The organism is Enterobacter vonholyi (assembly GCF_040834095.1).
GTDB lineage: Bacteria > Pseudomonadota > Gammaproteobacteria > Enterobacterales > Enterobacteriaceae > Enterobacter > Enterobacter vonholyi.
Map to the genome: position 1 here is coordinate 1,282,948 of NZ_CP162152.1, position 20,452 is coordinate 1,303,399.

At 55.6% G+C, this 20,452-nt stretch carries 18 protein-coding genes; 15 read left to right on the top strand and 3 right to left on the bottom strand.

Annotation, left to right across the window (positions count from 1 at the left end; translation table 11 throughout):
* Nucleotides 1–2 precede the first annotated feature (2 nt).
* Both kdpA and kdpF read right to left on the bottom strand, forming a co-directional pair.
* Nucleotides 3–1,682 carry a potassium-transporting ATPase subunit KdpA gene (gene kdpA / locus AB3N39_RS06020; protein WP_136195357.1) on the bottom strand — a complete coding sequence of 560 codons (1,680 nt, stop codon included), beginning with the start codon at nt 1,680–1,682 and terminating at the stop codon, nt 3–5.
* Nucleotides 1,682–1,771, bottom strand: coding sequence for a K(+)-transporting ATPase subunit F (kdpF, locus tag AB3N39_RS06025; protein ID WP_014069365.1), 90 nt, complete (start codon nt 1,769–1,771; stop codon nt 1,682–1,684). Before kdpF ends, kdpA begins: the two co-directional genes overlap by 1 nt.
* 309 nt (nt 1,772–2,080) lie before the next feature.
* On the opposite strand from kdpF, the gene AB3N39_RS06030 reads away from it, so the two are divergent.
* The 7 genes from AB3N39_RS06030 to nei all read left to right on the top strand — a co-directional run bounded on the left by AB3N39_RS06030 (nt 2,081) and on the right by nei (nt 8,180).
* Nucleotides 2,081–2,287, top strand: a complete 207-nt coding sequence (locus tag AB3N39_RS06030) for a YbfA family protein (RefSeq protein ID WP_008501079.1) — start codon at nt 2,081–2,083, stop codon at nt 2,285–2,287.
* Nucleotides 2,288–2,879: 592 nt separating this feature from the next.
* Nucleotides 2,880–4,292: a deoxyribodipyrimidine photo-lyase gene (gene phrB / locus AB3N39_RS06035; protein WP_143344839.1), complete on the top strand. Its 1,413-nt coding sequence runs from the start codon at nt 2,880–2,882 to the stop codon at nt 4,290–4,292.
* A 10-nt stretch (nt 4,293–4,302) separates the two neighbouring features.
* The gene (locus AB3N39_RS06040) at nt 4,303–5,046 is read left to right on the top strand and encodes a type 2 GTP cyclohydrolase I (protein ID WP_045909572.1); all 744 of its coding nucleotides are present in this window, start codon (nt 4,303–4,305) and stop codon (nt 5,044–5,046) included.
* 14 nt (nt 5,047–5,060) lie between these two features.
* On the top strand, nt 5,061–5,717 hold the full coding sequence (pxpB, locus tag AB3N39_RS06045; RefSeq protein WP_115874510.1) for a 5-oxoprolinase subunit PxpB: 657 nt from the start codon (nt 5,061–5,063) through the stop codon (nt 5,715–5,717).
* Nucleotides 5,711–6,643, top strand: a complete 933-nt coding sequence (gene pxpC / locus AB3N39_RS06050) for a 5-oxoprolinase subunit PxpC (RefSeq protein ID WP_136195359.1) — start codon at nt 5,711–5,713, stop codon at nt 6,641–6,643. The genes pxpB and pxpC overlap by 7 nt, the downstream gene beginning before the upstream one ends.
* Nucleotides 6,630–7,370, top strand: a complete 741-nt coding sequence (gene pxpA, locus AB3N39_RS06055; protein ID WP_143344840.1) for a 5-oxoprolinase subunit PxpA — start codon at nt 6,630–6,632, stop codon at nt 7,368–7,370. Before pxpC ends, pxpA begins: the two co-directional genes overlap by 14 nt.
* An 18-nt stretch (nt 7,371–7,388) precedes the next feature.
* Nucleotides 7,389–8,180 carry an endonuclease VIII gene (gene nei / locus AB3N39_RS06060; RefSeq protein WP_115874511.1) on the top strand — a complete coding sequence of 264 codons (792 nt, stop codon included), beginning with the start codon at nt 7,389–7,391 and terminating at the stop codon, nt 8,178–8,180.
* A gap of 99 nt (nt 8,181–8,279) precedes the next feature.
* Here the strand turns inward: nei and AB3N39_RS06065 are convergent, their stop codons facing one another.
* The gene (locus AB3N39_RS06065; protein WP_133294002.1) at nt 8,280–9,563 is read right to left on the bottom strand and encodes a citrate synthase; all 1,284 of its coding nucleotides are present in this window, start codon (nt 9,561–9,563) and stop codon (nt 8,280–8,282) included.
* A gap of 639 nt (nt 9,564–10,202) precedes the next feature.
* Here AB3N39_RS06065 and sdhC point away from each other — a divergent pair.
* From sdhC to sucD, 8 genes are all read left to right on the top strand, one after another.
* Nucleotides 10,203–10,607 carry a succinate dehydrogenase cytochrome b556 subunit gene (gene sdhC / locus AB3N39_RS06070; RefSeq protein ID WP_020684965.1) on the top strand — a complete coding sequence of 135 codons (405 nt, stop codon included), beginning with the start codon at nt 10,203–10,205 and terminating at the stop codon, nt 10,605–10,607.
* Nucleotides 10,601–10,948, top strand: coding sequence for a succinate dehydrogenase membrane anchor subunit (gene sdhD / locus AB3N39_RS06075; RefSeq protein ID WP_008501088.1), 348 nt, complete (start codon nt 10,601–10,603; stop codon nt 10,946–10,948). Before sdhC ends, sdhD begins: the two co-directional genes overlap by 7 nt.
* Entirely contained in the window at nt 10,948–12,714 is a 1,767-nt protein-coding gene (gene sdhA / locus AB3N39_RS06080) for a succinate dehydrogenase flavoprotein subunit (protein WP_024908800.1), read from the top strand. The genes sdhD and sdhA overlap by 1 nt, the downstream gene beginning before the upstream one ends.
* Before the next feature lie 15 nt (nt 12,715–12,729).
* Nucleotides 12,730–13,446, top strand: coding sequence for a succinate dehydrogenase iron-sulfur subunit SdhB (gene sdhB / locus AB3N39_RS06085; RefSeq protein ID WP_008501090.1), 717 nt, complete (start codon nt 12,730–12,732; stop codon nt 13,444–13,446).
* A 219-nt stretch (nt 13,447–13,665) separates the two neighbouring features.
* The gene (gene sucA / locus AB3N39_RS06090; protein ID WP_367897140.1) at nt 13,666–16,473 is read left to right on the top strand and encodes a 2-oxoglutarate dehydrogenase E1 component; all 2,808 of its coding nucleotides are present in this window, start codon (nt 13,666–13,668) and stop codon (nt 16,471–16,473) included.
* 14 nt (nt 16,474–16,487) lie between these two features.
* Nucleotides 16,488–17,708, top strand: a complete 1,221-nt coding sequence (odhB, locus tag AB3N39_RS06095) for a 2-oxoglutarate dehydrogenase complex dihydrolipoyllysine-residue succinyltransferase (protein WP_008501093.1) — start codon at nt 16,488–16,490, stop codon at nt 17,706–17,708.
* An 83-nt stretch (nt 17,709–17,791) separates the two neighbouring features.
* On the top strand, nt 17,792–18,958 hold the full coding sequence (gene sucC / locus AB3N39_RS06100; RefSeq protein ID WP_006809579.1) for an ADP-forming succinate--CoA ligase subunit beta: 1,167 nt from the start codon (nt 17,792–17,794) through the stop codon (nt 18,956–18,958).
* Entirely contained in the window at nt 18,958–19,827 is an 870-nt protein-coding gene (sucD, locus tag AB3N39_RS06105; protein WP_008501094.1) for a succinate--CoA ligase subunit alpha, read from the top strand. Before sucC ends, sucD begins: the two co-directional genes overlap by 1 nt.
* Nucleotides 19,828–20,452: the final 625 nt, after the last annotated feature.

A 20,452-nucleotide genomic window follows, 5' to 3' on the forward strand; every position in this document is an offset into this window, starting at 1 on the left:
AATCAGCGTAAAGAGAGGTATTCCGCGACCGGGCCTAACGCGAGGGCGGGGATAAAGGTCAGGGCGCCGACCAGCAACACGGTGCCCGTCAGCAGGCCGATAAACAGCGCGCCGTGGGTCGGTAATGTCCCGGTAGTGGTCGGTTGGATTTTTTTGTTCACCAGCGATCCGGCTATCGCCATAACCGGCACAATGATCCCGAAGCGGCCCACGAACATGCAGAACGCCAGCAGACAGTTCCAGAACGGAGAGTTGGCGCTTAGGCCTGCAAAGGCGCTGCCGTTGTTGTTGGCGGCAGAGGAGACGGCATACAGCACTTCACTAAAACCGTGAATGCCGGGGTTAAAGATGCCGCTGCGTCCGGCCTCGGTCATCAGCGCCAGCGCGGTGCCGAGCAGCACGAGAGCCGGGGTGACCAGGATTGCCAGCGCGGTTAATTTCATCTCGCGGACGTCGATTTTTTTACCCAGATATTCCGGGGTGCGGCCAATCATCAGACCGGCAATAAACACCGCCAGCAGCACGAACAGCAGCATGCCGTAAAGACCGGAGCCCACGCCGCCAAACACCACCTCGCCAATTTGCATTAGCCACATCGGGATCATGCCGCCCAGCGCCGTAAAGGAATCATGCATGGCATTGACGGCCCCGCACGACGCTGCCGTGGTGACCACTGCATACAGGCTGCTGGCGAGAATGCCAAAGCGGCTCTCTTTACCTTCCATGTTGATGGCGCTATCGGCACCGAGTGAGAGGAAGTGCGGGTTACCCTGCCATTCGGCCCACATCACCAGCGCAACACAGACCACAAAGATCAGCGACATGGTCCAGAGCAGGGTGCGGCCCTGACGGCGATCGTTAACCACGTCACCAAAGGCAAAGCAGAGCGCGGCGGGGATAAGGAAAATCGCCAGCATCTGCACAAAATTAGTCAGGGCGGTCGGGTTTTCAAACGGGTGCGAGGAGTTGGCGTTGAAGAAGCCCCCGCCGTTCGTTCCGAGCATTTTGATGGCTTCCTGCGACGCCACTGGCCCCATCGGCAGGAGCTGTTTTGCGCCTTCCAGCGAGGTATATGGCGCGTAAGGCAGCAGGTTTTGCAGGCTGCCCTGCTGAATGAAGAACAGCGCGATCAGCAGCGCAATCGGCAGCAGGATCCACAGCGTAATGCGCGTCAGGTCTACCCACGCGTTACCCAGCGTACTCACTTTCTGACGCGCAAACGCACGCGTCAGCGCGAAGATCACCGCAATACCGCTGGCGGCAGAGAGGAAGTTCTGCACGGTTAGCCCGACCATCTGGCTGAAGTAGCTGAGCGTGGTTTCACCAGCATAGGACTGCCAGTTGGTGTTAGTGACAAAACTGACTGCCGTGTTCAGCGCGAGATGCCAGGACAGGCCCGGCAACTGTTGCGGATTCAAAGGCAGGATACCCTGCAGCATCAGCATGGCAAAAAGCGCAATGAGCCCGACGATGTTCAGCAGCAGAATGGCGATCAGATAGTCACGCCAGTTCATTTCCCGATCGTCTATACCCAGTACGCGCCAGATCCCTTTTTCAACGCCTCCCGTGCCGGGCAGGGGAACGTTATTGATTAGCCGTGCCAGCCCCGAGCCCAGTGGCCTTGCCAGAAAGAACAACACCACTAAGAAACTGGCAATAAGCAAAAACGCCTGAGCAGCCATCAGAATGCCTCCGCATTAATCAGGGCATAAACCAGATAACCCAATAACAGGAACACCAGCACGATGCCGGCAATAAGACCTGCACTCACAATCCACCTCCGGGTGACTTTTGTTGTTGTGCTAACGGTAGGATTTATGGCGCAAAGATTTCGCAAAAATGAGAAGGGCGGGTGTAAAAAAAGTATAAAAATGGCAAATCCCGCAATTTAACTATTGATAAGTAAATCGTTAACTTTTTTGTAACTTAATTACGGCGTGAATGTAAATTTTCGCTAAACGGACGAAAATAAGTGGTCGGATGAGTAGTAAAATTACAAACAAAGCGATATTATTTTAGCCAGGTCACAGATTTTGAATTTTCCGGATAACGTTTCCGGCCAACTATAGGGGAGAAAAATATGGATCTTTATAAAGAGTTTCCGGCTCATATCGTGTTCATGCGCCGCGCTTTCGCCGTAGTGGCTGGCGTGCTGGCTCTGCCGGTGATGCTGTTCTGGAAAGATCGTGCGCGTTTTTATAGCTATCTGCACCGCGTCTGGGCGAAAACCAGCGAGAAGCCGGTGTGGATGGATCAGGCCGAGAAAGCGACCTGCGACTTTTACTAAGACTACACACAGCAATAAAAAAACCGCCAACAGCAATGTGGCGGTTTTTTTGTCCCTCCGGATTCGCGGTCCGTTGGATAGTCTTGCAGCCCCTACCCGGGATTTTTATCATACCCTCCTGTAAGCAGATGGCAATCCCTGGAAGCCTTTATAAAATCCTAATTTTCTTCGAGTATCTTACCTTTGCAGCGGATGTTCATTATGATGCGGCGTCCCTTTCCGCCATCTCGCAAATGGGCATCGGTCCTGGGAAAGGTATTTTTACAGCCGTAAAGCAGTCCGCCTACCCGGGCTTGTGTCCACCGACTTATCACCGGTGGTGAACGGTGGAGCGGTTAGCAGCTGGGACCGCATAATGAAACGCTATTTTTGCATCGCGTTCATTGTCGCCAGCGTACTCGTTGTCAAAAGTGATGAACCGATCGGGTTTGTCGCTTTAGCCACGATAGCGCAGGACAAGTAGCGTTAAGGCCGCCTTGGGCGGCCTTTTTTATTTCATCCGGTCTACACTTCATGGCAAAGTAGTTCAATGCATGCTTTTTCCTTTTACGGCGTGCCCTTACGGACATAATGGATATTTGCCTGGAGTTTTATGCCCACCCATCTGGTTTGGTTTCGCGCGGACCTGCGCGTACATGACAACTTCGCACTCGCGGCAGCCTGCCGTTCCGATGACGCCAGCGTGCTGGCGCTGTTTATCGCTACGCCCGAACAGTGGCAGCAGCATGATATGGCCCCGCGGCAGGCCGCTTACCTCAAATCGCATCTGAACGATCTGCAACACTCACTTGCTGAAAAAGGTATCCCCCTGATCTACAAAGAGGTCAGTGACTTTGCCGCGCAGCTTAAGATGTTGCGGGAGGTATGTCAGCAGAACGGCGTCACGCATCTTTTTTATAACTACCAGTACGAGCTGAACGAACGGCTGCGGGATCGCCAACTGGAGAACATTCTGGGCGAGGTGGTTTGTGAAGGATTTGATGACAGCGTAATGCTGGCACCGGGCAGCGTCATGACCGGCGGCCACGAAATGTATAAAGTGTTCACGCCGTTTAAAAATGCTTTTGTTAAACGTCTGAAAGAGGCGCTGCCGGAGTGCGTACCCGCACCCGCAGCCAGAGGGGAAGCCATAACCACGCTGCCTGAATTAACGTTTAACTATCCCCAACAGGCATTCGATGAGCTTCTGTTCCCCGCAAACGAGAAGGCCGCTATTGCGAAGCTGCGCCAGTTTTGCAAACAGGGCGCGGGAGAGTACGAGGCGCGCAGGGATTTCCCGGCGATTGAAGGGACAAGCCGCTTATCGGCAAGCCTGGCGCTGGGCGTGCTCTCTCCTCGTCAGTGTCTACACCGTCTTCTGGCCGAGCAGCCGCAGGCAATGGACGGTGGAGCGGGGTCGGTGTGGCTGAACGAACTTATCTGGCGTGAATTTTATCGGCATCTGATGACGTATCATCCCGATCTCTGTAAGCATCGTCCGTTCATTCCCTGGACCGACAACGTAAAATGGCAGCACGATGAGGCACTTTTACAGGCCTGGCAAAAAGGGGAGACGGGCTATCCGATTGTTGATGCTGCCATGCGCCAGCTGAATGAAACCGGGTGGATGCACAACCGCCTGCGAATGATTACCGCCAGCTTTCTGGTGAAGGATCTGCTTATCGACTGGCGTATCGGAGAGCGCTATTTTATCTCTCAGCTGATCGATGGCGATCTCGCCGCGAATAACGGCGGCTGGCAGTGGGCTGCCTCTACGGGCACCGATGCGGCTCCCTATTTCCGGATTTTTAATCCAACCACTCAGGGACAAAAATTTGATGCCAACGGCGACTTTATCCGCCGCTGGTTGCCCGCGCTCAGGAACGTTCCTGCGAAAGCGATCCACGACCCGTGGGCATGGGCGGATAAACAGGGCGTAAAGCTCGATTATCCCCGCCCGATTGTTGACCATAAACAGGCGCGTGTCGCCACGCTGGAAGCGTACGAAGCCGCCAGAAAAGTTTGAGAGCATAAAGATGAAAAACAGTGAACTGGAACGCCTGATTAACGAAAAACTCAATACCGCCTCCTTTAGCGACTACGGTCCTAATGGCCTGCAGGTAGAAGGGCGCGAAACGGTACAGAAAATTATCACCGGCGTCACGGCAAGCCAGGCGCTGCTGGACGAGGCTGTCCGTCAGGAAGCCGATGCGGTGATTGTCCATCACGGTTATTTCTGGAAAAACGAATCACCGATTATTCGCGGCATGAAGCGCAACCGCCTGAAAACGTTGCTGGCAAATGACATCAACCTGTACGGTTACCACCTGCCGCTGGACGCACATCCGGAGCTTGGTAACAACGTTCAGCTTGCCCGACTGTTGGGGATTACCGTAATGGGCGAAATCGAGCCGCTGGTGCCGTGGGGCGAGCTGGCGATGCCGGTTCCGGGGCTGGAACTGGCTTCCTGGATTGAAGCGCGCCTGGGGCGTCGTCCGCTGTGGAGCGGCGATACCGGTCCGGATACGGTGAAGCGTGTTGCCTGGTGCACCGGAGGCGGGCAGGGCTTTATCGACAGCGCCGCGCGCTTCGGTGTCGATGCCTTTATCACCGGCGAGGTTTCCGAGCAGACCATTCATTCGGCGCGTGAACAGGGGCTGCATTTCTACGCGGCCGGGCATCATGCCACCGAGCGCGGCGGCATTCGCGCCCTCAGCGAGTGGCTGACGGAAAATACCGATCTGGATGTGACCTTTATTGATATTCCTAACCCGGCCTGATGAGAGGTGCCTGAGTGCAGCGAGCGCGTTGTTATCTTCTGGGAGAAACGGCAGTGGTTCTGGAACTCGAGCCGCCGGTGACCCTTGCCACGCAAAAGCGTATCTGGCGGCTAACCCAGCGTCTGGTCGATCTGCCGGATGTGGTTGAAGCCATTCCGGGGATGAATAACATCACGGTGGTGCTGCGTAGTCCGCATACGCTGGCGCTGGATGCCATTGAACGTTTACAGCGCTGGTGGGAAGAGAGCGAGGCGCTGGAGCCGGAATCGCGTGCCATTGAGATCCCGGTCGTTTATGGCGGTACGGGGGGACCGGATCTTGGTGTGGTCGCAGACCACTGCGGACTCACAGAAAAGCAGGTTGTTGAGCTGCACAGCTCGGTTGATTACGTCGTCTGGTTCCTGGGATTCCAGCCCGGATTCCCGTATCTGGGGGGATTATCTCCCCGGTTGCATACGCCGCGCCGCGCTGAGCCGCGCCTGAGCGTACCGGCGGGGACGGTCGCGATTGGTGGCGAGCAGACCGGCGTTTATCCGCTGACATCGCCCGGTGGATGGCAGCTTATCGGGCATACCGCCACCCCGTTATTTGAACCCGGGCTGGAGACGCCGATACTCCTGCGGCCCGGCGACACCCTTCGCTTTATCCCGCAGAAGGAGGGGGTATGTTAACGCTTATTCGCGCCGGGCTTTACACCTCCGTACAGGATGCCGGGCGCTTTGGCATGCGTCAGTCCGGCGTGAGCTATTGTGGCGCGCTGGACCGTCCAGCGCTGGAAATCGCTAACGTGCTGGTGGGCAACCCCGGCAGCACGGCGGCGCTCGAAATTACGCTCGGCCAGTGTGTCATTGAGTTTGGTCAGGAGACCTGGTTCGCGCTCACCGGCGCAGGCTGTGATGCCACGCTGGACGGCAAAGCGGTGTGGACCGGCTGGCGTCTGCGGGCGAAAGCTGGACAGCGTCTGACCTTAAAGCGTCCTCTGCACGGCGTGCGTAGCTATCTTGCGGTGGCTGGCGGCATTGATGTGCCTGACGTGCTGGGCTCATCCAGTACCGATCAGAAAGCCGGGATTGGCGGTCACGAAGGACGGTTGTTGCGCGATGGCGATCGCCTGGCGATTAAGCCCTCTTCGCGTCACTTCTCGACGGCTCAGGGGGTAAAACAACTCCTCTGGGGAAACCAGATCCGCGCCTTACCGGGGCCGGAATATCATGAGTTCGACGAGGCCTCAAAAGAGTCCTTCTGGCGCTCGCCGTGGAAGCTCAGTCCGCAGAGTAACCGTATGGGTTATCGTCTGCAGGGGCAGCCGCTGATCCGGACGACCGACAGAGAACTGCTCTCCCACGGTTTATTGCCAGGGGTTATTCAGGTTCCGGGCAACGGGCAACCGATCGTCTTAATGAACGACGCGCAGACGACGGGGGGCTACCCGCGAATTGCCTGCATCATTGAAGCCGATCGCTACCATCTGGCGCAAATTCCCCTCGGACAGCCGATTCACTTCGTTCAATGTTCGCTGGAGGAGGCGCTAAAGGCGCGGCAGGATCAGCAGCGCTATCTCGAACAGCTGGTGTGGAGGCTCGATGGTAAAGATTGATTTGAATGCCGATCTGGGCGAGGGCGGCAGCGCCGATGCGGCGCTGATGACGCTGGTCTCCTCGATCAATATCGCCTGCGGCTTTCACGCGGGCGATGCGCAAACCATGCTGGAGAGCGTGCGTAACGCCATCAAAAACGGCGTCGCGATTGGCGCTCACCCGAGTTTCCCTGACCGGGAAAACTTTGGCCGCACCGTGATGGACCTGCCGCCTGAGACGGTCTACGCTCAGGTGCTCTACCAGATCGGCGCACTGGAGGCGATGGTGCGCGCTGAGAACGGTGTGCTGCGCCACGTGAAGCCGCACGGCATGCTCTATAACCAGGCGGCAAAAGATCCGGCGCTGGCGGACGCTATAGCCCGTGCGGTGCGGGACTCTAATCCGCAGCTGATTCTGATCGGCCTGGCGGGCAGCGAGCTTATTCGTGCCGGAGAACGGCTGGGGCTGACCACGCGGCAGGAGGTGTTTGCCGATCGGGGATACATGCCTGATGGCAGCCTTGTACCGCGTACGCAGGCCGGTGCGCTGATTACCGATGAAGCGAAAGCGCTGGCCCAGACGCTGGAGATGGTGCGCTACGGGCGAGTGACCGCCGTGGATGGCACAACGGCGCACGTTCAGGCTGATACGGTATGTTTGCACGGCGATGGCGAGCATGCGCTCCAGTTCGCGCGCCGCCTGCGGGCCGCGTTCGCTGAAGAGGGCATTCTTGTCAGCGCAGATTAATCATAAAAGGATAGAAAAATGCCAGAAGGCCCGGAGATCCGCCGCGCGGCGGATAGCCTCGAGGCGGCGATAAAGGGCAAACCGCTGACGGAGGCCTGGTTTGCTTTTCCTCAACTGAAACCGTTTGAATCACAGCTGGTGGGGCAGTCGGTAACGCATATTGAAACGCGCGGCAAAGCATTGCTCACGCATTTTTCCCATAACCTGACGTTATACAGCCATAACCAGCTTTACGGCGTCTGGCGCGTGGTGGAGGCGGGTGAACAGCCGCAGACTACCCGCGTGCTGCGCGTCAGGCTGCAAACGGCCGATAAGGCGATCCTGCTCTATAGCGCCTCTGATATCGAAATGTTAACGCCTGAGCAGGTGCTCACGCACCCGTTCTTACAGCGGGTTGGGCCGGACGTGCTGGATATGCGCCTGACGGCGAGCGATGTGAAGGCCCGGCTGTTATCGCCTGCATTCCGCAACCGGCAGTTTTCCGGCCTGTTTCTTGACCAGGCCTTTCTGGCCGGGCTTGGCAACTACCTGCGGGTGGAAATCCTCTGGGAAGTCGGGCTGGCGCCGCAGCATAAAGCCTCTCAGCTGAGCGATGAACAGCTGGAGGCGCTGTCCCACGCGCTGCTGGACATCCCGCGGCTGTCGTACAACACGCGTGGCGTAGTGGATGAAAACAAGCATCACGGGGCGCTGTTCCGCTTTAAGGTGTTTCATCGGGCGGGGAAAAAGTGCGAGCGGTGCGGCGGGATTATCGACAGGATGATGCTCTCTTCAAGACCCTTTTACTGGTGCCCGCACTGCCAGAAATAAAAGTAAAACGGTAACCCTTGGGTTACCGTTTTTAATGTTTTCACCCTCTCCCTGTGGGAGAGGGCCGGGGTGATGGCATCAGGCCGCACCCAACATCTTTTAGCGCTCCAGGTCAGACTTAAAATCACGCTGCTCGTAGCCGGTATACAGCTGACGAGGACGCGCGATCTTCATACCTTCGCTGTGCATTTCGTTCCAGTGCGCAATCCAGCCTACGGTACGCGCCATAGCGAAGATCACGGTGAACATGGAAGACGGAATGCCCATCGCTTTCAGAATAATGCCAGAGTAGAAATCGACGTTCGGGTAGAGTTTCTTCTCGATGAAGTACGGGTCGTTCAGCGCGATGTGTTCCAGCTCCATCGCCACTTCCAGCAGATCATCTTTGGTACCCAGCTCTTTCAGCACTTCGTGGCAGGTCTCACGCATCACGGTGGCGCGCGGGTCGTAGTTTTTGTAAACACGGTGACCGAAGCCCATCAGGCGGAAGGAGTCATTCTTGTCTTTCGCGCGACGCACGAACTCAGGAATGTGCTCAACGGTGCTGATCTCTTCCAGCATCTTCAGTGCCGCTTCGTTCGCGCCGCCGTGCGCCGGTCCCCACAGGGAGGCGATGCCCGCAGCGATACAGGCGAACGGGTTCGCGCCTGAAGAGCCCGCGGTACGGACGGTAGAGGTAGAGGCGTTCTGTTCGTGGTCAGCGTGCAGGATCAGAATACGGTCCATCGCGCGTTCCAGAACCGGGTTCACTTCGTACTCTTCGCACGGCGTGGAGAACATCATGCGCAGGAAGTTACCCGCGTAGGAGAGGTCGTTGCGCGGATACACAAACGGCTGGCCGATGGAGTATTTGTAGCACATCGCCGCCATGGTAGGCATTTTGGACAGCAGACGGTAAGCGGCGATTTCACGGTGACGCGGGTTATTCACGTCAAGGGAGTCGTGGTAGAACGCTGCAAGCGCACCGGTAATACCGCACATCACCGCCATTGGGTGAGAGTCACGACGGAACGCATGGAACAGACGGGTAATCTGCTCATGGATCATGGTGTGACGGGTCACGGTGGTTTTAAATTCATCGAACTGGGCCTGCGTCGGTTTTTCGCCGTTCAGCAGGATGTAGCACACTTCCAGGTAGTTGGATTCGGTGGCTAACTGATCGATAGGGAAGCCGCGATGGAGCAGGATACCTTCGTCACCGTCAATGAAGGTGATTTTGGATTCGCAAGATGCGGTAGAGGTAAATCCAGGGTCAAAGGTGAACATCCCTTTGGAACCCAGCGTACGGATATCAATAACATCCTGACCGAGCGTGCCTTTTAGCACATCCAGTTCAATAGCAGTGTCACCATTTAGGGTGAGCGTTGCCTTTGTATCAGCCATTTACGGTCTCCTTAGCGCCTTATGCTTAAGACTGCGCTTTACCGGATTTGCTTTCAGCTGTTAATCACCGTTACCAGATTGTTATTTGGCTTACCGCTCAGCTCACGAGGACAAACCAGGGTACAGAGCTATGGCGCCTTGCAGGTAAACGAATGAAATATCAGTGAAACAACAGCAAATCAGCGTTTTTGCAGTCCGAATTATTCAAACCTGTATATCACTAATAACTGTCCTGATAACTTCGGTCAATACCATCACACTGTTACATAACTATTTGTCAGGTGAAAGAGAGACCTCATAACTTTTGCGCATTATATGCCTTTTCTGATGACGTTTGTAACAATATTGTTTAACATTTGTCAAATCAGATGATTAAAAATTAAAAAGATGTTGTTATCGTGACCCTGATCACTGTTCCAGAGAAAACCCGACAAACTGTATGTAGGTTAATTGTAATGATTTTGTGAACGGCCTATACTGCCGCCAGGTCTCCGGAACACCCTGCAATCCCGAGCCACCCAGCGTTGTAACGTGTCGTTTAAGCATCTGGAAGCAGTGTTTTGCATGACGCGCAGTTATAGAAAAGGAACGCTGCTTGACCCGCATCGCAGTCCGGAGGAAGGAAACAATAAGAACAGCATGTGGGCGTTATTCATGATAAGAAATGTGAAAAAACAAAGACCTGTCAATCTGGATCTCAAAACGATCCGGTTCCCCGTAACAGCAATAGCGTCCATTCTGCACCGTGTTTCTGGTGTGATTACGTTTGTGGCGGTCGGTATTCTGCTGTGGTTACTGGGCACCAGCCTCTCTTCCCCTGAAGGATTCCTCCAGGCCTCTGCCATCATGAACAGCTTCTTCGTGAAATTCATCATGTGGGGCATTCTGACCGCGCTGGCGTACCACGTCGTCGTGGGTGTTCGCCATATGCTGATGGACTTTGGCTACCTGGAAGAGACTTTCGAAGCCGGGAAACGCTCCGCTAACATTTCATTTGTGATTACTGTCGTGCTTTCACTTCTCGCAGGAGTTCTCGTATGGTAAGCAACGCCTCCGCATTAGGACGCAACGGCGTACATGACTTCATTCTGGTCCGTGCTACCGCCATCGTTCTCACTCTTTACATCATCTATATGATCGGTTTCTTCGCGACCAGCGGCACGCTGACGTGGGAAATCTGGAGTGGGTTCTTCGGATCCGCCTTCACCAAAGTGTTCACCCTGCTGGCCCTGTTCTCTATCCTTATTCATGCATGGATTGGCATGTGGCAGGTGTTGACCGATTACGTTAAACCGCTGGCGATTCGCCTCCCACTGCAGCTGGCCATTGTGGTTGCACTGGTGGTTTACGTTATTTATGGATTCGTTGTGGTGTGGGGTGTGTAATGAAACTGCCAGTCAGAGAATTTGATGCTGTTGTAATTGGTGCCGGTGGCGCAGGTATGCGTGCCGCACTGCAAATTTCCCAGAGCGGCCAAACCTGTGCGCTGCTCTCTAAAGTTTTCCCGACCCGTTCCCATACTGTGTCCGCGCAGGGCGGTATTACCGTTGCGCTGGGTAACTCCCATGAAGATAACTGGGAATGGCACATGTATGACACGGTAAAAGGTTCCGATTACATCGGCGACCAGGATGCCATCGAATATATGTGTAAAACCGGTCCGGAAGCGATTCTGGAGCTGGACCACATGGGTCTGCCGTTCTCCCGTCTGGAAAATGGCACTATCTATCAGCGTCCATTTGGCGGCCAGTCGAAAAACTTCGGCGGCGAGCAAGCGGCACGCACCGCGGCGGCGGCTGACCGTACCGGTCACGCGCTGCTGCACACCCTGTATCAGCAGAACCTGAAAAATCACACCACCATCTTCTCCGAGTGGTATGCGCTGGATCTGGTGAAAAACGCCGATGGCGCGATTGTTGGCTGTACCGCGCTGTGCATCGAAACCGGTGAAGTGGTTTACTTCAAAGCGCGCGCTACCGTGCTGGCGACCGGCGGTGCAGGCCGTATCTATCAGTCCACCACCAACGCCCACATCAACACCGGTGACGGTGTCGGTATGGCTATCCGAGCGGGCGTGCCGGTGCAGGATATGGAGATGTGGCAGTTCCACCCAACCGGTATCGCCGGTGCAGGCGTTCTGGTAACAGAAGGCTGCCGCGGTGAAGGTGGCTACCTGCTGAACAAACACGGCGAACGCTTCATGGAGCGTTATGCCCCGAATGCGAAAGACCTTGCGGGTCGTGACGTGGTGGCGCGTTCCATCATGATCGAAATCCGTGAAGGCCGCGGCTGCGACGGCCCATGGGGTCCGCACGCGAAGCTGAAACTCGACCATCTGGGTAAAGAAGTTCTGGAGTCCCGTCTGCCGGGCATCCTGGAACTTTCCCGCACCTTCGCGCACGTCGATCCGGTGAAAGAGCCGATTCCGGTTATCCCAACCTGCCACTACATGATGGGTGGTATTCCGACCAAAGTGACCGGTCAGGCGCTGACCGTGAACGAGCAGGGCGAAGACGTGGTCATTCCTGGCCTGTTCGCGGTGGGCGAAATTGCCTGCGTATCCGTACACGGCGCTAACCGTCTGGGCGGCAACTCCCTGCTGGATCTGGTGGTGTTTGGTCGCGCAGTGGGTCTGCATCTGCAGGAATCCATTGCCGAGCAGGGCGCGCTGCGTGACGCAACCGACGACGAAATTGATGCCTCTCTTGAGCGCCTCAACCGCTGGAACGGCAACCGTAACGGCGAAGATCCGGTGGAAATCCGCAAAGCGCTGCAGGAATGCATGCAGCACAACTTCTCGGTATTCCGTGAAGGCGACGCGATGGCCAAAGGTCTTGAGCAGCTGAAAGCGATCCGCGAGCGTCTGAAAAATGCCCGTCTGGACGACACCTCCAGCGAGTTCAACACCCAGCGCGTTGAGTGCCTGGAGCTGGATAACCTGATGGAAACCGCGTTCGCGACCGCGATGTCGGCAAACTTCCGTACCGAAAGCCGTGGCGCCCATAGCCGCTTTGACTTCCCGGAGCGTGATGACGAAAACTGGCTGTGTCATTCCCTGTATCTGCCAGAGTCGGAAACCATGACGCGTCGTAGCGTCAACATGGAACCGAAACTGCGTCCGGCGTTCCCGCCGAAGATTCGTACTTACTAATGCGGAGACAGGATAATGAAACTCGAATTCTCAGTTTATCGTTATAACCCGGATGTAGACGACGCTCCGCGCATGCAGGACTACACCCTGGAAGCGGAAGAAGGTCGCGACATGATGCTGCTGGATGCCTTAATCCAGCTGAAAGAAAAAGATCCAACCCTGTCGTTCCGCCGCTCCTGCCGTGAAGGGGTGTGTGGCTCTGACGGTGTGAACATGAACGGCAAAAATGGCCTGGCCTGCATCACGCCAATTTCAGCGTTGCAGCGTCCTGGTCAGAAAATTGTTATCCGTCCTCTGCCAGGCCTGCCGGTCGTGCGTGATTTGGTGGTAGACATGGGGCAATTCTATGCACAATATGAGAAGATTAAGCCTTACTTATTGAATAATGGGCAAAATCCACCGGCTCGCGAGCACTTACAGTCTCCTGAGCAGCGTGAAAAACTCGACGGTTTGTACGAGTGTATTCTCTGCGCATGCTGTTCTACGTCCTGCCCGTCGTTCTGGTGGAACCCGGACAAGTTTATCGGTCCGGCCGGTCTGCTGGCTGCCTATCGCTTCCTGATCGACAGCCGCGACACCGAAACCGATAGCCGTCTGGAAGGACTGAGTGACGCTTTCAGCGTATTCCGCTGCCATAGCATCATGAACTGCGTCAGTGTGTGTCCGAAGGGGCTGAACCCGACGCGCGCCATCGGCCATATTAAGTCGATGCTGCTGCAGCGCAGTGCGTAAGTAGTAAGAGGGGAGTGCTGTTCCCCTCACCTTAACCCTCTCCCACAGGGAGAGGGAATAGATTGCAGAAACCTTTAAAAACTGCCCTGAAGTCTAGACAGTTTCTAAAGGTTCCTTCGCGGGCCACAAAGAGCTCGCAGGTGAACCCCGGCACGTACACGTGGTGTGCGTGGTAGTTTCTACGGCGAAAGTAAGCATAAAAATGCTTAAGGGATCACGATGCAGAACGGCGCAATGAAAGCCTGGCTGGACTCTTCTTACCTCTCTGGTGCCAACCAGAGCTGGATAGAACAGCTCTATGAAGACTTCTTAACCGATCCTGACTCAGTGGACGCAAACTGGCGTTCCATGTTCCAGCAGTTGCCTGGTACAGGGGTCAAACCGGATCAATTCCATTCCAAAACACGTGATTATTTCCGTCGTCTGGCGAAGGATGCCTCACGTTACTCTTCTGCGATTTCCGACCCTGACACCAATGCGAAGCAGGTTAAAGTCCTGCAGCTTATCAACGCTTATCGCTTCCGTGGTCACCAGCATGCGAATCTCGATCCGCTGGGACTGTGGAAACAAGACCGTGTGGCCGATCTCGATCCGGCATATCACGATCTGACCGAGGCCGATTTCCAGGAAAGCTTTAACGTAGGTTCCTTTGCCATCGGCAAAGACACGATGAAGCTGGGCGATCTGATTGACGCGCTCAAGCAAACCTACTGCGGCTCCATCGGCGCGGAATACATGCACATTACCTCTACCGAAGAGAAGCGCTGGATCCAGCAGCGCATCGAATCCGTAGCGGGCCACGCGACCTTCTCGGCTGACGAGAAAAAACGCTTCCTCAGCGAACTGACCGCAGCGGAAGGCCTTGAGCGCTATCTGGGCGCGAAGTTCCCGGGCGCAAAACGCTTCTCGCTGGAAGGCGGTGACGCCCTGGTGCCGATGCTGAAAGAGCTGATTCGTCACGCAGGCAAGAGCGGCACCCGTGAAGTGGTGCTGGGCATGGCGCACCGTGGTCGTCTGAACGTGCTGGTCAACGTGCTGGGTAAAAAACCGCAGGACCTGTTCGACGAATTCGCGGGCAAACATAAAGAACACCTCGGCACCGGCGACGTGAAGTACCACATGGGCTTCTCGTCGGATATCGAAACCGAAGGCGGTCTGGTTCACCTGGCGCTGGCGTTTAACCCGTCACACCTGGAAATCGTCAGCCCGGTGGTTATCGGTTCCGTGCGCGCGCGTCTGGATCGTCTGGACGAGCCAAGCAGCAATAAAGTGCTGCCAATTACCATCCACGGTGATGCGGCGGTAACAGGGCAGGGCGTGGTGCAGGAAACCCTGAACATGTCCAAAGCGCGTGGTTATGAAGTGGGCGGTACCGTTCGCATCGTGATCAACAACCAGGTGGGCTTCACCACCTCTAACCCGCTGGATGCGCGTTCTACCCCGTACTGCACCGACATCGGTAAGATGGTGCAGGCGCCGATCTTCCACGTTAACGCGGATGACCCGGAAGCCGTGGCTTTCGTGACCCGTCTGGCGCTGGACTTCCGTAATACCTTCAAACGCGATGTGTTCATTGACCTCTTCTGCTACCGCCGTCACGGCCACAACGAAGCGGATGAGCCAAGTGCAACCCAGCCGCTGATGTATCAGAAAATCAAAAAACACCCGACTCCGCGCAAAATCTATGCTGACAAGCTGGAAGGCGACAAAGTGGCGACGCTGGAAGATGCGACCGAAATGGTCAACCTCTACCGCGACGCGCTGGATGCGGGCGAATGCGTAGTGAAAGAGCTGCGTCCGATGAACATGCACTCCTTTACCTGGTCGCCGTACCTCAACCACGAGTGGGATGAGAGCTACCCGAATAAGGTTGAGATGAAGCGCCTGCAGGAGCTGGCTAAACGCATCAGCACCGTGCCGGACGCTATCGAGATGCAGTCTCGCGTGGCGAAAATTTATGCTGACCGTCAGGCCATGGCGGCAGGCGAGAAGCTCTTCGACTGGGGCGGCGCGGAAACGCTGGCCTACGCGACGCTGGTTGACGAAGGCATTCCTGTTCGCCTGTCCGGTGAAGATGCGGGCCGTGGGACCTTCTTCCACCGTCATGCGGTCGTTCACAACCAGTCTAACGGTTCAACCTACACCCCGCTGCAGCACGTGCACAACGGTCAGGGCCAGTTCAAGGTCTGGGACTCCGTGCTGTCTGAAGAAGCGGTACTGGCTTTCGAATACGGTTACGCCACGGCAGAACCGCGCACCCTGACCATCTGGGAAGCGCAGTTCGGTGACTTCGCCAACGGTGCGCAGGTGGTTATCGACCAGTTCATCTCCTCCGGCGAACAGAAATGGGGCCGTATGTGTGGCCTGGTAATGCTGCTGCCGCACGGTTATGAAGGTCAGGGTCCGGAGCACTCTTCCGCGCGTCTGGAACGTTATCTGCAGCTCTGCGCCGAGCAGAACATGCAGGTCTGCGTGCCGTCTACTCCGGCTCAGGTGTACCACATGCTGCGTCGTCAGGCGCTGCGCGGTATGCGTCGTCCGCTGGTGGTGATGTCGCCGAAGTCCCTGCTGCGTCACCCGCTGGCGGTGTCGAGCCTGGATGAACTGGCAAATGGCACCTTCCTGCCGGCCATCGGTGAAATTGACGAGCTGGATCCGCAGGCCGTGAAGCGTGTGGTGATGTGTTCTGGTAAGGTTTATTACGACCTGCTGGAACAGCGCCGTAAGAACGATCAGAAAGATGTCGCCATCGTGCGTATCGAACAGCTTTATCCGTTCCCGCACCAGGCGGTGCAGGAAGCGCTGAAACCGTACGCTCACATTCATGATTTTGTCTGGTGCCAGGAAGAGCCGCTTAACCAGGGCGCATGGTACTGCAGCCAGCATCATTTCCGTGAAGTGATTCCATTTGGGTCAGCCCTGCGCTATGCAGGTCGCCCGGCCTCCGCCTCTCCGGCGGTAGGGTATATGTCCGTTCACCAGAAGCAGCAACAAGATCTGGTCAATGACGCGCTGAACGTCGATTAATTAAAGGATACATAATGAGTAGCGTAGATATTCTTGTTCCCGACCTGCCTGAATCCGTAGCAGATGCGACCGTCGCTACCTGGCACAAAAAACCAGGCGATGCCGTTAAGCGCGATGAAGTGCTGGTAGAAATCGAAACTGACAAAGTGGTACTGGAAGTACCGGCTTCGGCGGATGGCGTTCTGGACGCGGTGCTGGAAGATGAAGGTACTACCGTCACCTCTCGTCAGATCCTGGGTCGCCTGCGAGAAGGCAACAGCGCGGGCAAAGAGTCCAGCGCAAAATCTGAAGAGAAAGCCTCTACGCCGGCTCAGCGCCAGCAGGCTTCTCTGGAAGAGCAGTCTAACGACGCTCTCAGCCCGGCGATCCGTCGCTTGCTGGCGGAACACAGCCTCGACCCGGCAGCCATTAAAGGCACCGGTGTGGGCGGCCGTCTGACCCGTGAAGACATCGACAAGCATCTGGCGAAAGCGCCTGCTCAGGCCGAAGCGAAAGCCCCTGCGGCGGCGCCAGCAGCGCAGCCTGCACTGGGTGCCCGCAGCGAAAAACGCGTGCCGATGACTCGCCTGCGTAAACGCGTAGCCGAGCGTCTGCTGGAAGCGAAAAACTCTACCGCGATGCTGACCACCTTCAACGAAGTGAACATGAAGCCAATCATGGACCTGCGCAAGCAGTACGGTGATGCGTTTGAAAAACGTCACGGTATCCGTCTGGGCTTTATGTCCTTCTACGTGAAGGCGGTAGTTGAAGCGCTGAAACGCTATCCGGAAGTGAACGCGTCCATCGATGGCGATGACGTGGTTTACCACAACTACTTCGACGTCAGCATGGCGGTTTCTACTCCACGCGGCCTGGTAACGCCGGTTCTGCGTGATGTGGATACCCTGGGTATGGCTGACATCGAGAAGAACATTAAAGAGCTGGCCGTGAAAGGCCGCGACGGCAAGCTGACCGTAGATGACCTGACCGGCGGTAACTTCACCATTACCAACGGCGGCGTATTCGGCTCGCTGATGTCTACCCCGATCATTAACCCGCCGCAGAGCGCGATCCTGGGTATGCATGCCATCAAAGATCGCCCTATGGCGGTAGACGGTAAAGTTGAGATCCTGCCAATGATGTACCTGGCGCTCTCTTACGATCACCGCCTGATCGACGGCCGCGAGTCCGTGGGCTTCCTGGTTGCGATTAAAGAGCTGCTGGAAGATCCAACCCGTCTGCTGCTGGACGTCTAGTTTTGCAGTCTTGCCCGGCGGCGTATGGCTGCCGGGCCAATAAAAGCACGACCTAACGATTACCTGAAGGATGGATAGAACACATGAACTTACATGAATATCAGGCCAAACAGCTGTTTGCCCGGTATGGCTTACCGGCTCCGGTGGGTTATGCCTGTACTACCCCGCGTGAAGCAGAAGAAGCCGCATCTAAAATCGGTTCCGGCCCTTGGGTAGTTAAGTGTCAGGTTCACGCTGGTGGCCGTGGTAAAGCGGGCGGTGTGAAGGTTGTTAAGAGCAAAGAAGAGATTCGTGCGTTTGCTGAACATTGGCTCGGCAAGCGTCTGGTAACGTACCAGACAGATGCGAACGGCCAGCCGGTTAACCAGATCCTGGTGGAAGCGGCGACCGATATCGCGAAAGAACTTTATCTGGGCGCGGTTGTTGACCGTAGCTCCCGTCGCGTGGTGTTCATGGCGTCTACCGAAGGCGGCGTGGAAATCGAAAAAGTGGCGGAAGAAACCCCGCACCTGATCCACAAAGTGGCTATCGATCCGCTGGCAGGCCCAATGCCTTACCAGGGTCGCGAGCTGGCGTTCAAGCTGGGCCTGGAAGGTAAACTGGTTCAGCAGTTCACCAAGATCTTCATGGGTCTGGCAACTATCTTCCTGGAGCGCGATCTGGCGCTGATCGAGATCAACCCACTGGTGATCACCACCCAGGGCGATCTGATCTGCCTCGACGGCAAGCTGGGCGCTGACGGCAACGCGCTGTTCCGCCAGCCGGATCTGCGCGAAATGCGCGACCAGTCTCAGGAAGATCCGCGTGAAGCACAGGCTGCGCAGTGGGAACTGAACTACGTGGCGCTGGACGGCAACATCGGCTGCATGGTTAACGGTGCGGGCCTGGCAATGGGCACTATGGACATCGTTAAGCTGCACGGCGGTGAGCCAGCAAACTTCCTCGACGTAGGCGGTGGCGCAACCAAAGAGCGCGTAACCGAAGCGTTCAAAATCATTCTCTCTGACGACAACGTGAAGGCCGTTCTGGTTAACATCTTCGGCGGCATCGTACGTTGCGACCTGATCGCCGACGGTATCATCGGTGCGGTAGAAGAAGTGGGTGTTAACGTTCCGGTGGTTGTGCGTCTGGAAGGTAACAACGCTGAACTCGGCGCGAAAAAACTGGCTGACAGCGGCCTGAATATTATTGCAGCGAAAAGTCTGACGGATGCAGCTCAGCAGGTTGTTGCCGCAGTGGAGGGGAAATAATGTCAGTTTTAATTAATAAAGATACCAAGGTTATCTGCCAGGGCTTCACCGGTAGCCAGGGGACTTTCCACTCCGAACAGGCAATTGCCTACGGTACGCAGATGGTTGGCGGTGTTACGCCAGGTAAAGGCGGCACCACCCACCTGGGCCTGCCGGTGTTTAACACCGTGCGTGAAGCCGTAGAAGCGACGGGCGCCACCGCGACCGTGATCTACGTTCCGGCACCGTTCTGCAAAGACTCTATTCTGGAAGCGATCGACGCAGGCATCAAACTGATCATCACCATCACCGAAGGCATCCCGACGCTGGATATGCTGACCGTGAAGGTGAAGCTGGATGAAGCTGGCGTGCGTATGATTGGCCCGAACTGCCCAGGCGTTATCACCCCGGGCGAATGCAAAATCGGCATCATGCCGGGCCACATTCACAAACCGGGTAAAGTGGGCATCGTGTCCCGTTCCGGTACCCTGACCTATGAAGCGGTTAAGCAGACCACCGACTACGGTTTCGGCCAGTCCACCTGCGTGGGCATCGGCGGTGACCCGATTCCGGGCTCTAACTTCATCGACATCCTGAAGCTGTTCCAGGAAGATCCACAGACCGAAGCGATCGTGATGATCGGTGAGATCGGTGGTAGCGCGGAAGAAGAAGCGGCTGCTTACATCAAAGAACACGTGACCAAGCCAGTTGTGGGCTACATCGCGGGTGTGACTGCGCCGAAAGGCAAGCGTATGGGTCACGCAGGCGCGATCATCGCCGGTGGTAAGGGTACGGCTGATGAGAAATTCGCAGCGCTGGAAGCCGCAGGCGTGAAAACCGTTCGCAGCCTGGCGGATATCGGCGAAGCACTGAAATCCATCATTAAGTAAGTCCTCTCTGCTCCCCGAAAGGGGGGCGTTGCAGTATAAAAATGTCCGTTTCGACATGGTTGGCCGCTGTAAAGCGGCCTTTTTTATTGCCTGGCGGGCGTCATGCAATAGTCACAATTGGGTGTTAATTAGAGAGGATGTAAAAGTAAAATAATTGTTATTTATTTGCCTTTAAGAGAGCAGATGGAAAAAAATAAAAAACGCACTAAAATTTATGTCCTGAATAAATCAGTCATTAAGCGTAACTGAGTTAATAAAAATCACTTCTGTTTATATTCATCCGTCGATTCGATAACCTTAATTGTATTTCATATACATATCTTTAACATGGTTTTTACCATGTTCACCACATCAAAACACAATTAACATTAAGAATTGTTTTTGATTTAAATCAATGTTTAATCCTTGGAAAAAGGCGCTGAAAAGCGCTAAATTGTTCCCGATCAAAATGGCCGAAAAGTGGTAATTTTGCTATAAATTGATCGCCGTCGAAAAACGTAGATGTGATTCAATAAAAACCTGTTTATTGTAAGGGTTTTGCAGCGTATTATATTTGCGGGATCAATTTGAGTTTTTTATTAACGTATTTGTAACCTCACGTCATCGTTTTTATCCTCCCTCAGGG

Bases quoted from the DNA above. Each gene is read 5' to 3' on its own strand.
- sdhD (WP_008501088.1), top strand. From the start codon at position 10,601: ATGGTAAGCAACGCCTCCGCATTAGGACGCAACGGCGTACATGACTTC.
- pxpC (WP_136195359.1), top strand. From the start codon at position 5,711: ATGTTAACGCTTATTCGCGCCGGGCTTTACACCTCCGTACAGGATGCC.
- AB3N39_RS06030 (WP_008501079.1), top strand. From the start codon at position 2,081: ATGGATCTTTATAAAGAGTTTCCGGCTCATATCGTGTTCATGCGCCGC.
- sdhA (WP_024908800.1), top strand. From the start codon at position 10,948: ATGAAACTGCCAGTCAGAGAATTTGATGCTGTTGTAATTGGTGCCGGT.
- kdpA (WP_136195357.1), bottom strand. From the start codon at position 1,682: ATGGCTGCTCAGGCGTTTTTGCTTATTGCCAGTTTCTTAGTGGTGTTG.
- sdhB (WP_008501090.1), top strand. From the start codon at position 12,730: ATGAAACTCGAATTCTCAGTTTATCGTTATAACCCGGATGTAGACGAC.
- sucC (WP_006809579.1), top strand. From the start codon at position 17,792: ATGAACTTACATGAATATCAGGCCAAACAGCTGTTTGCCCGGTATGGC.
- nei (WP_115874511.1), top strand. From the start codon at position 7,389: ATGCCAGAAGGCCCGGAGATCCGCCGCGCGGCGGATAGCCTCGAGGCG.
- sdhC (WP_020684965.1), top strand. From the start codon at position 10,203: ATGTGGGCGTTATTCATGATAAGAAATGTGAAAAAACAAAGACCTGTC.
- AB3N39_RS06065 (WP_133294002.1), bottom strand. From the start codon at position 9,563: ATGGCTGATACAAAGGCAACGCTCACCCTAAATGGTGACACTGCTATT.
- sucD (WP_008501094.1), top strand. From the start codon at position 18,958: ATGTCAGTTTTAATTAATAAAGATACCAAGGTTATCTGCCAGGGCTTC.
- sucA (WP_367897140.1), top strand. From the start codon at position 13,666: ATGCAGAACGGCGCAATGAAAGCCTGGCTGGACTCTTCTTACCTCTCT.
- pxpA (WP_143344840.1), top strand. From the start codon at position 6,630: ATGGTAAAGATTGATTTGAATGCCGATCTGGGCGAGGGCGGCAGCGCC.
- phrB (WP_143344839.1), top strand. From the start codon at position 2,880: ATGCCCACCCATCTGGTTTGGTTTCGCGCGGACCTGCGCGTACATGAC.
- AB3N39_RS06040 (WP_045909572.1), top strand. From the start codon at position 4,303: ATGAAAAACAGTGAACTGGAACGCCTGATTAACGAAAAACTCAATACC.
- odhB (WP_008501093.1), top strand. From the start codon at position 16,488: ATGAGTAGCGTAGATATTCTTGTTCCCGACCTGCCTGAATCCGTAGCA.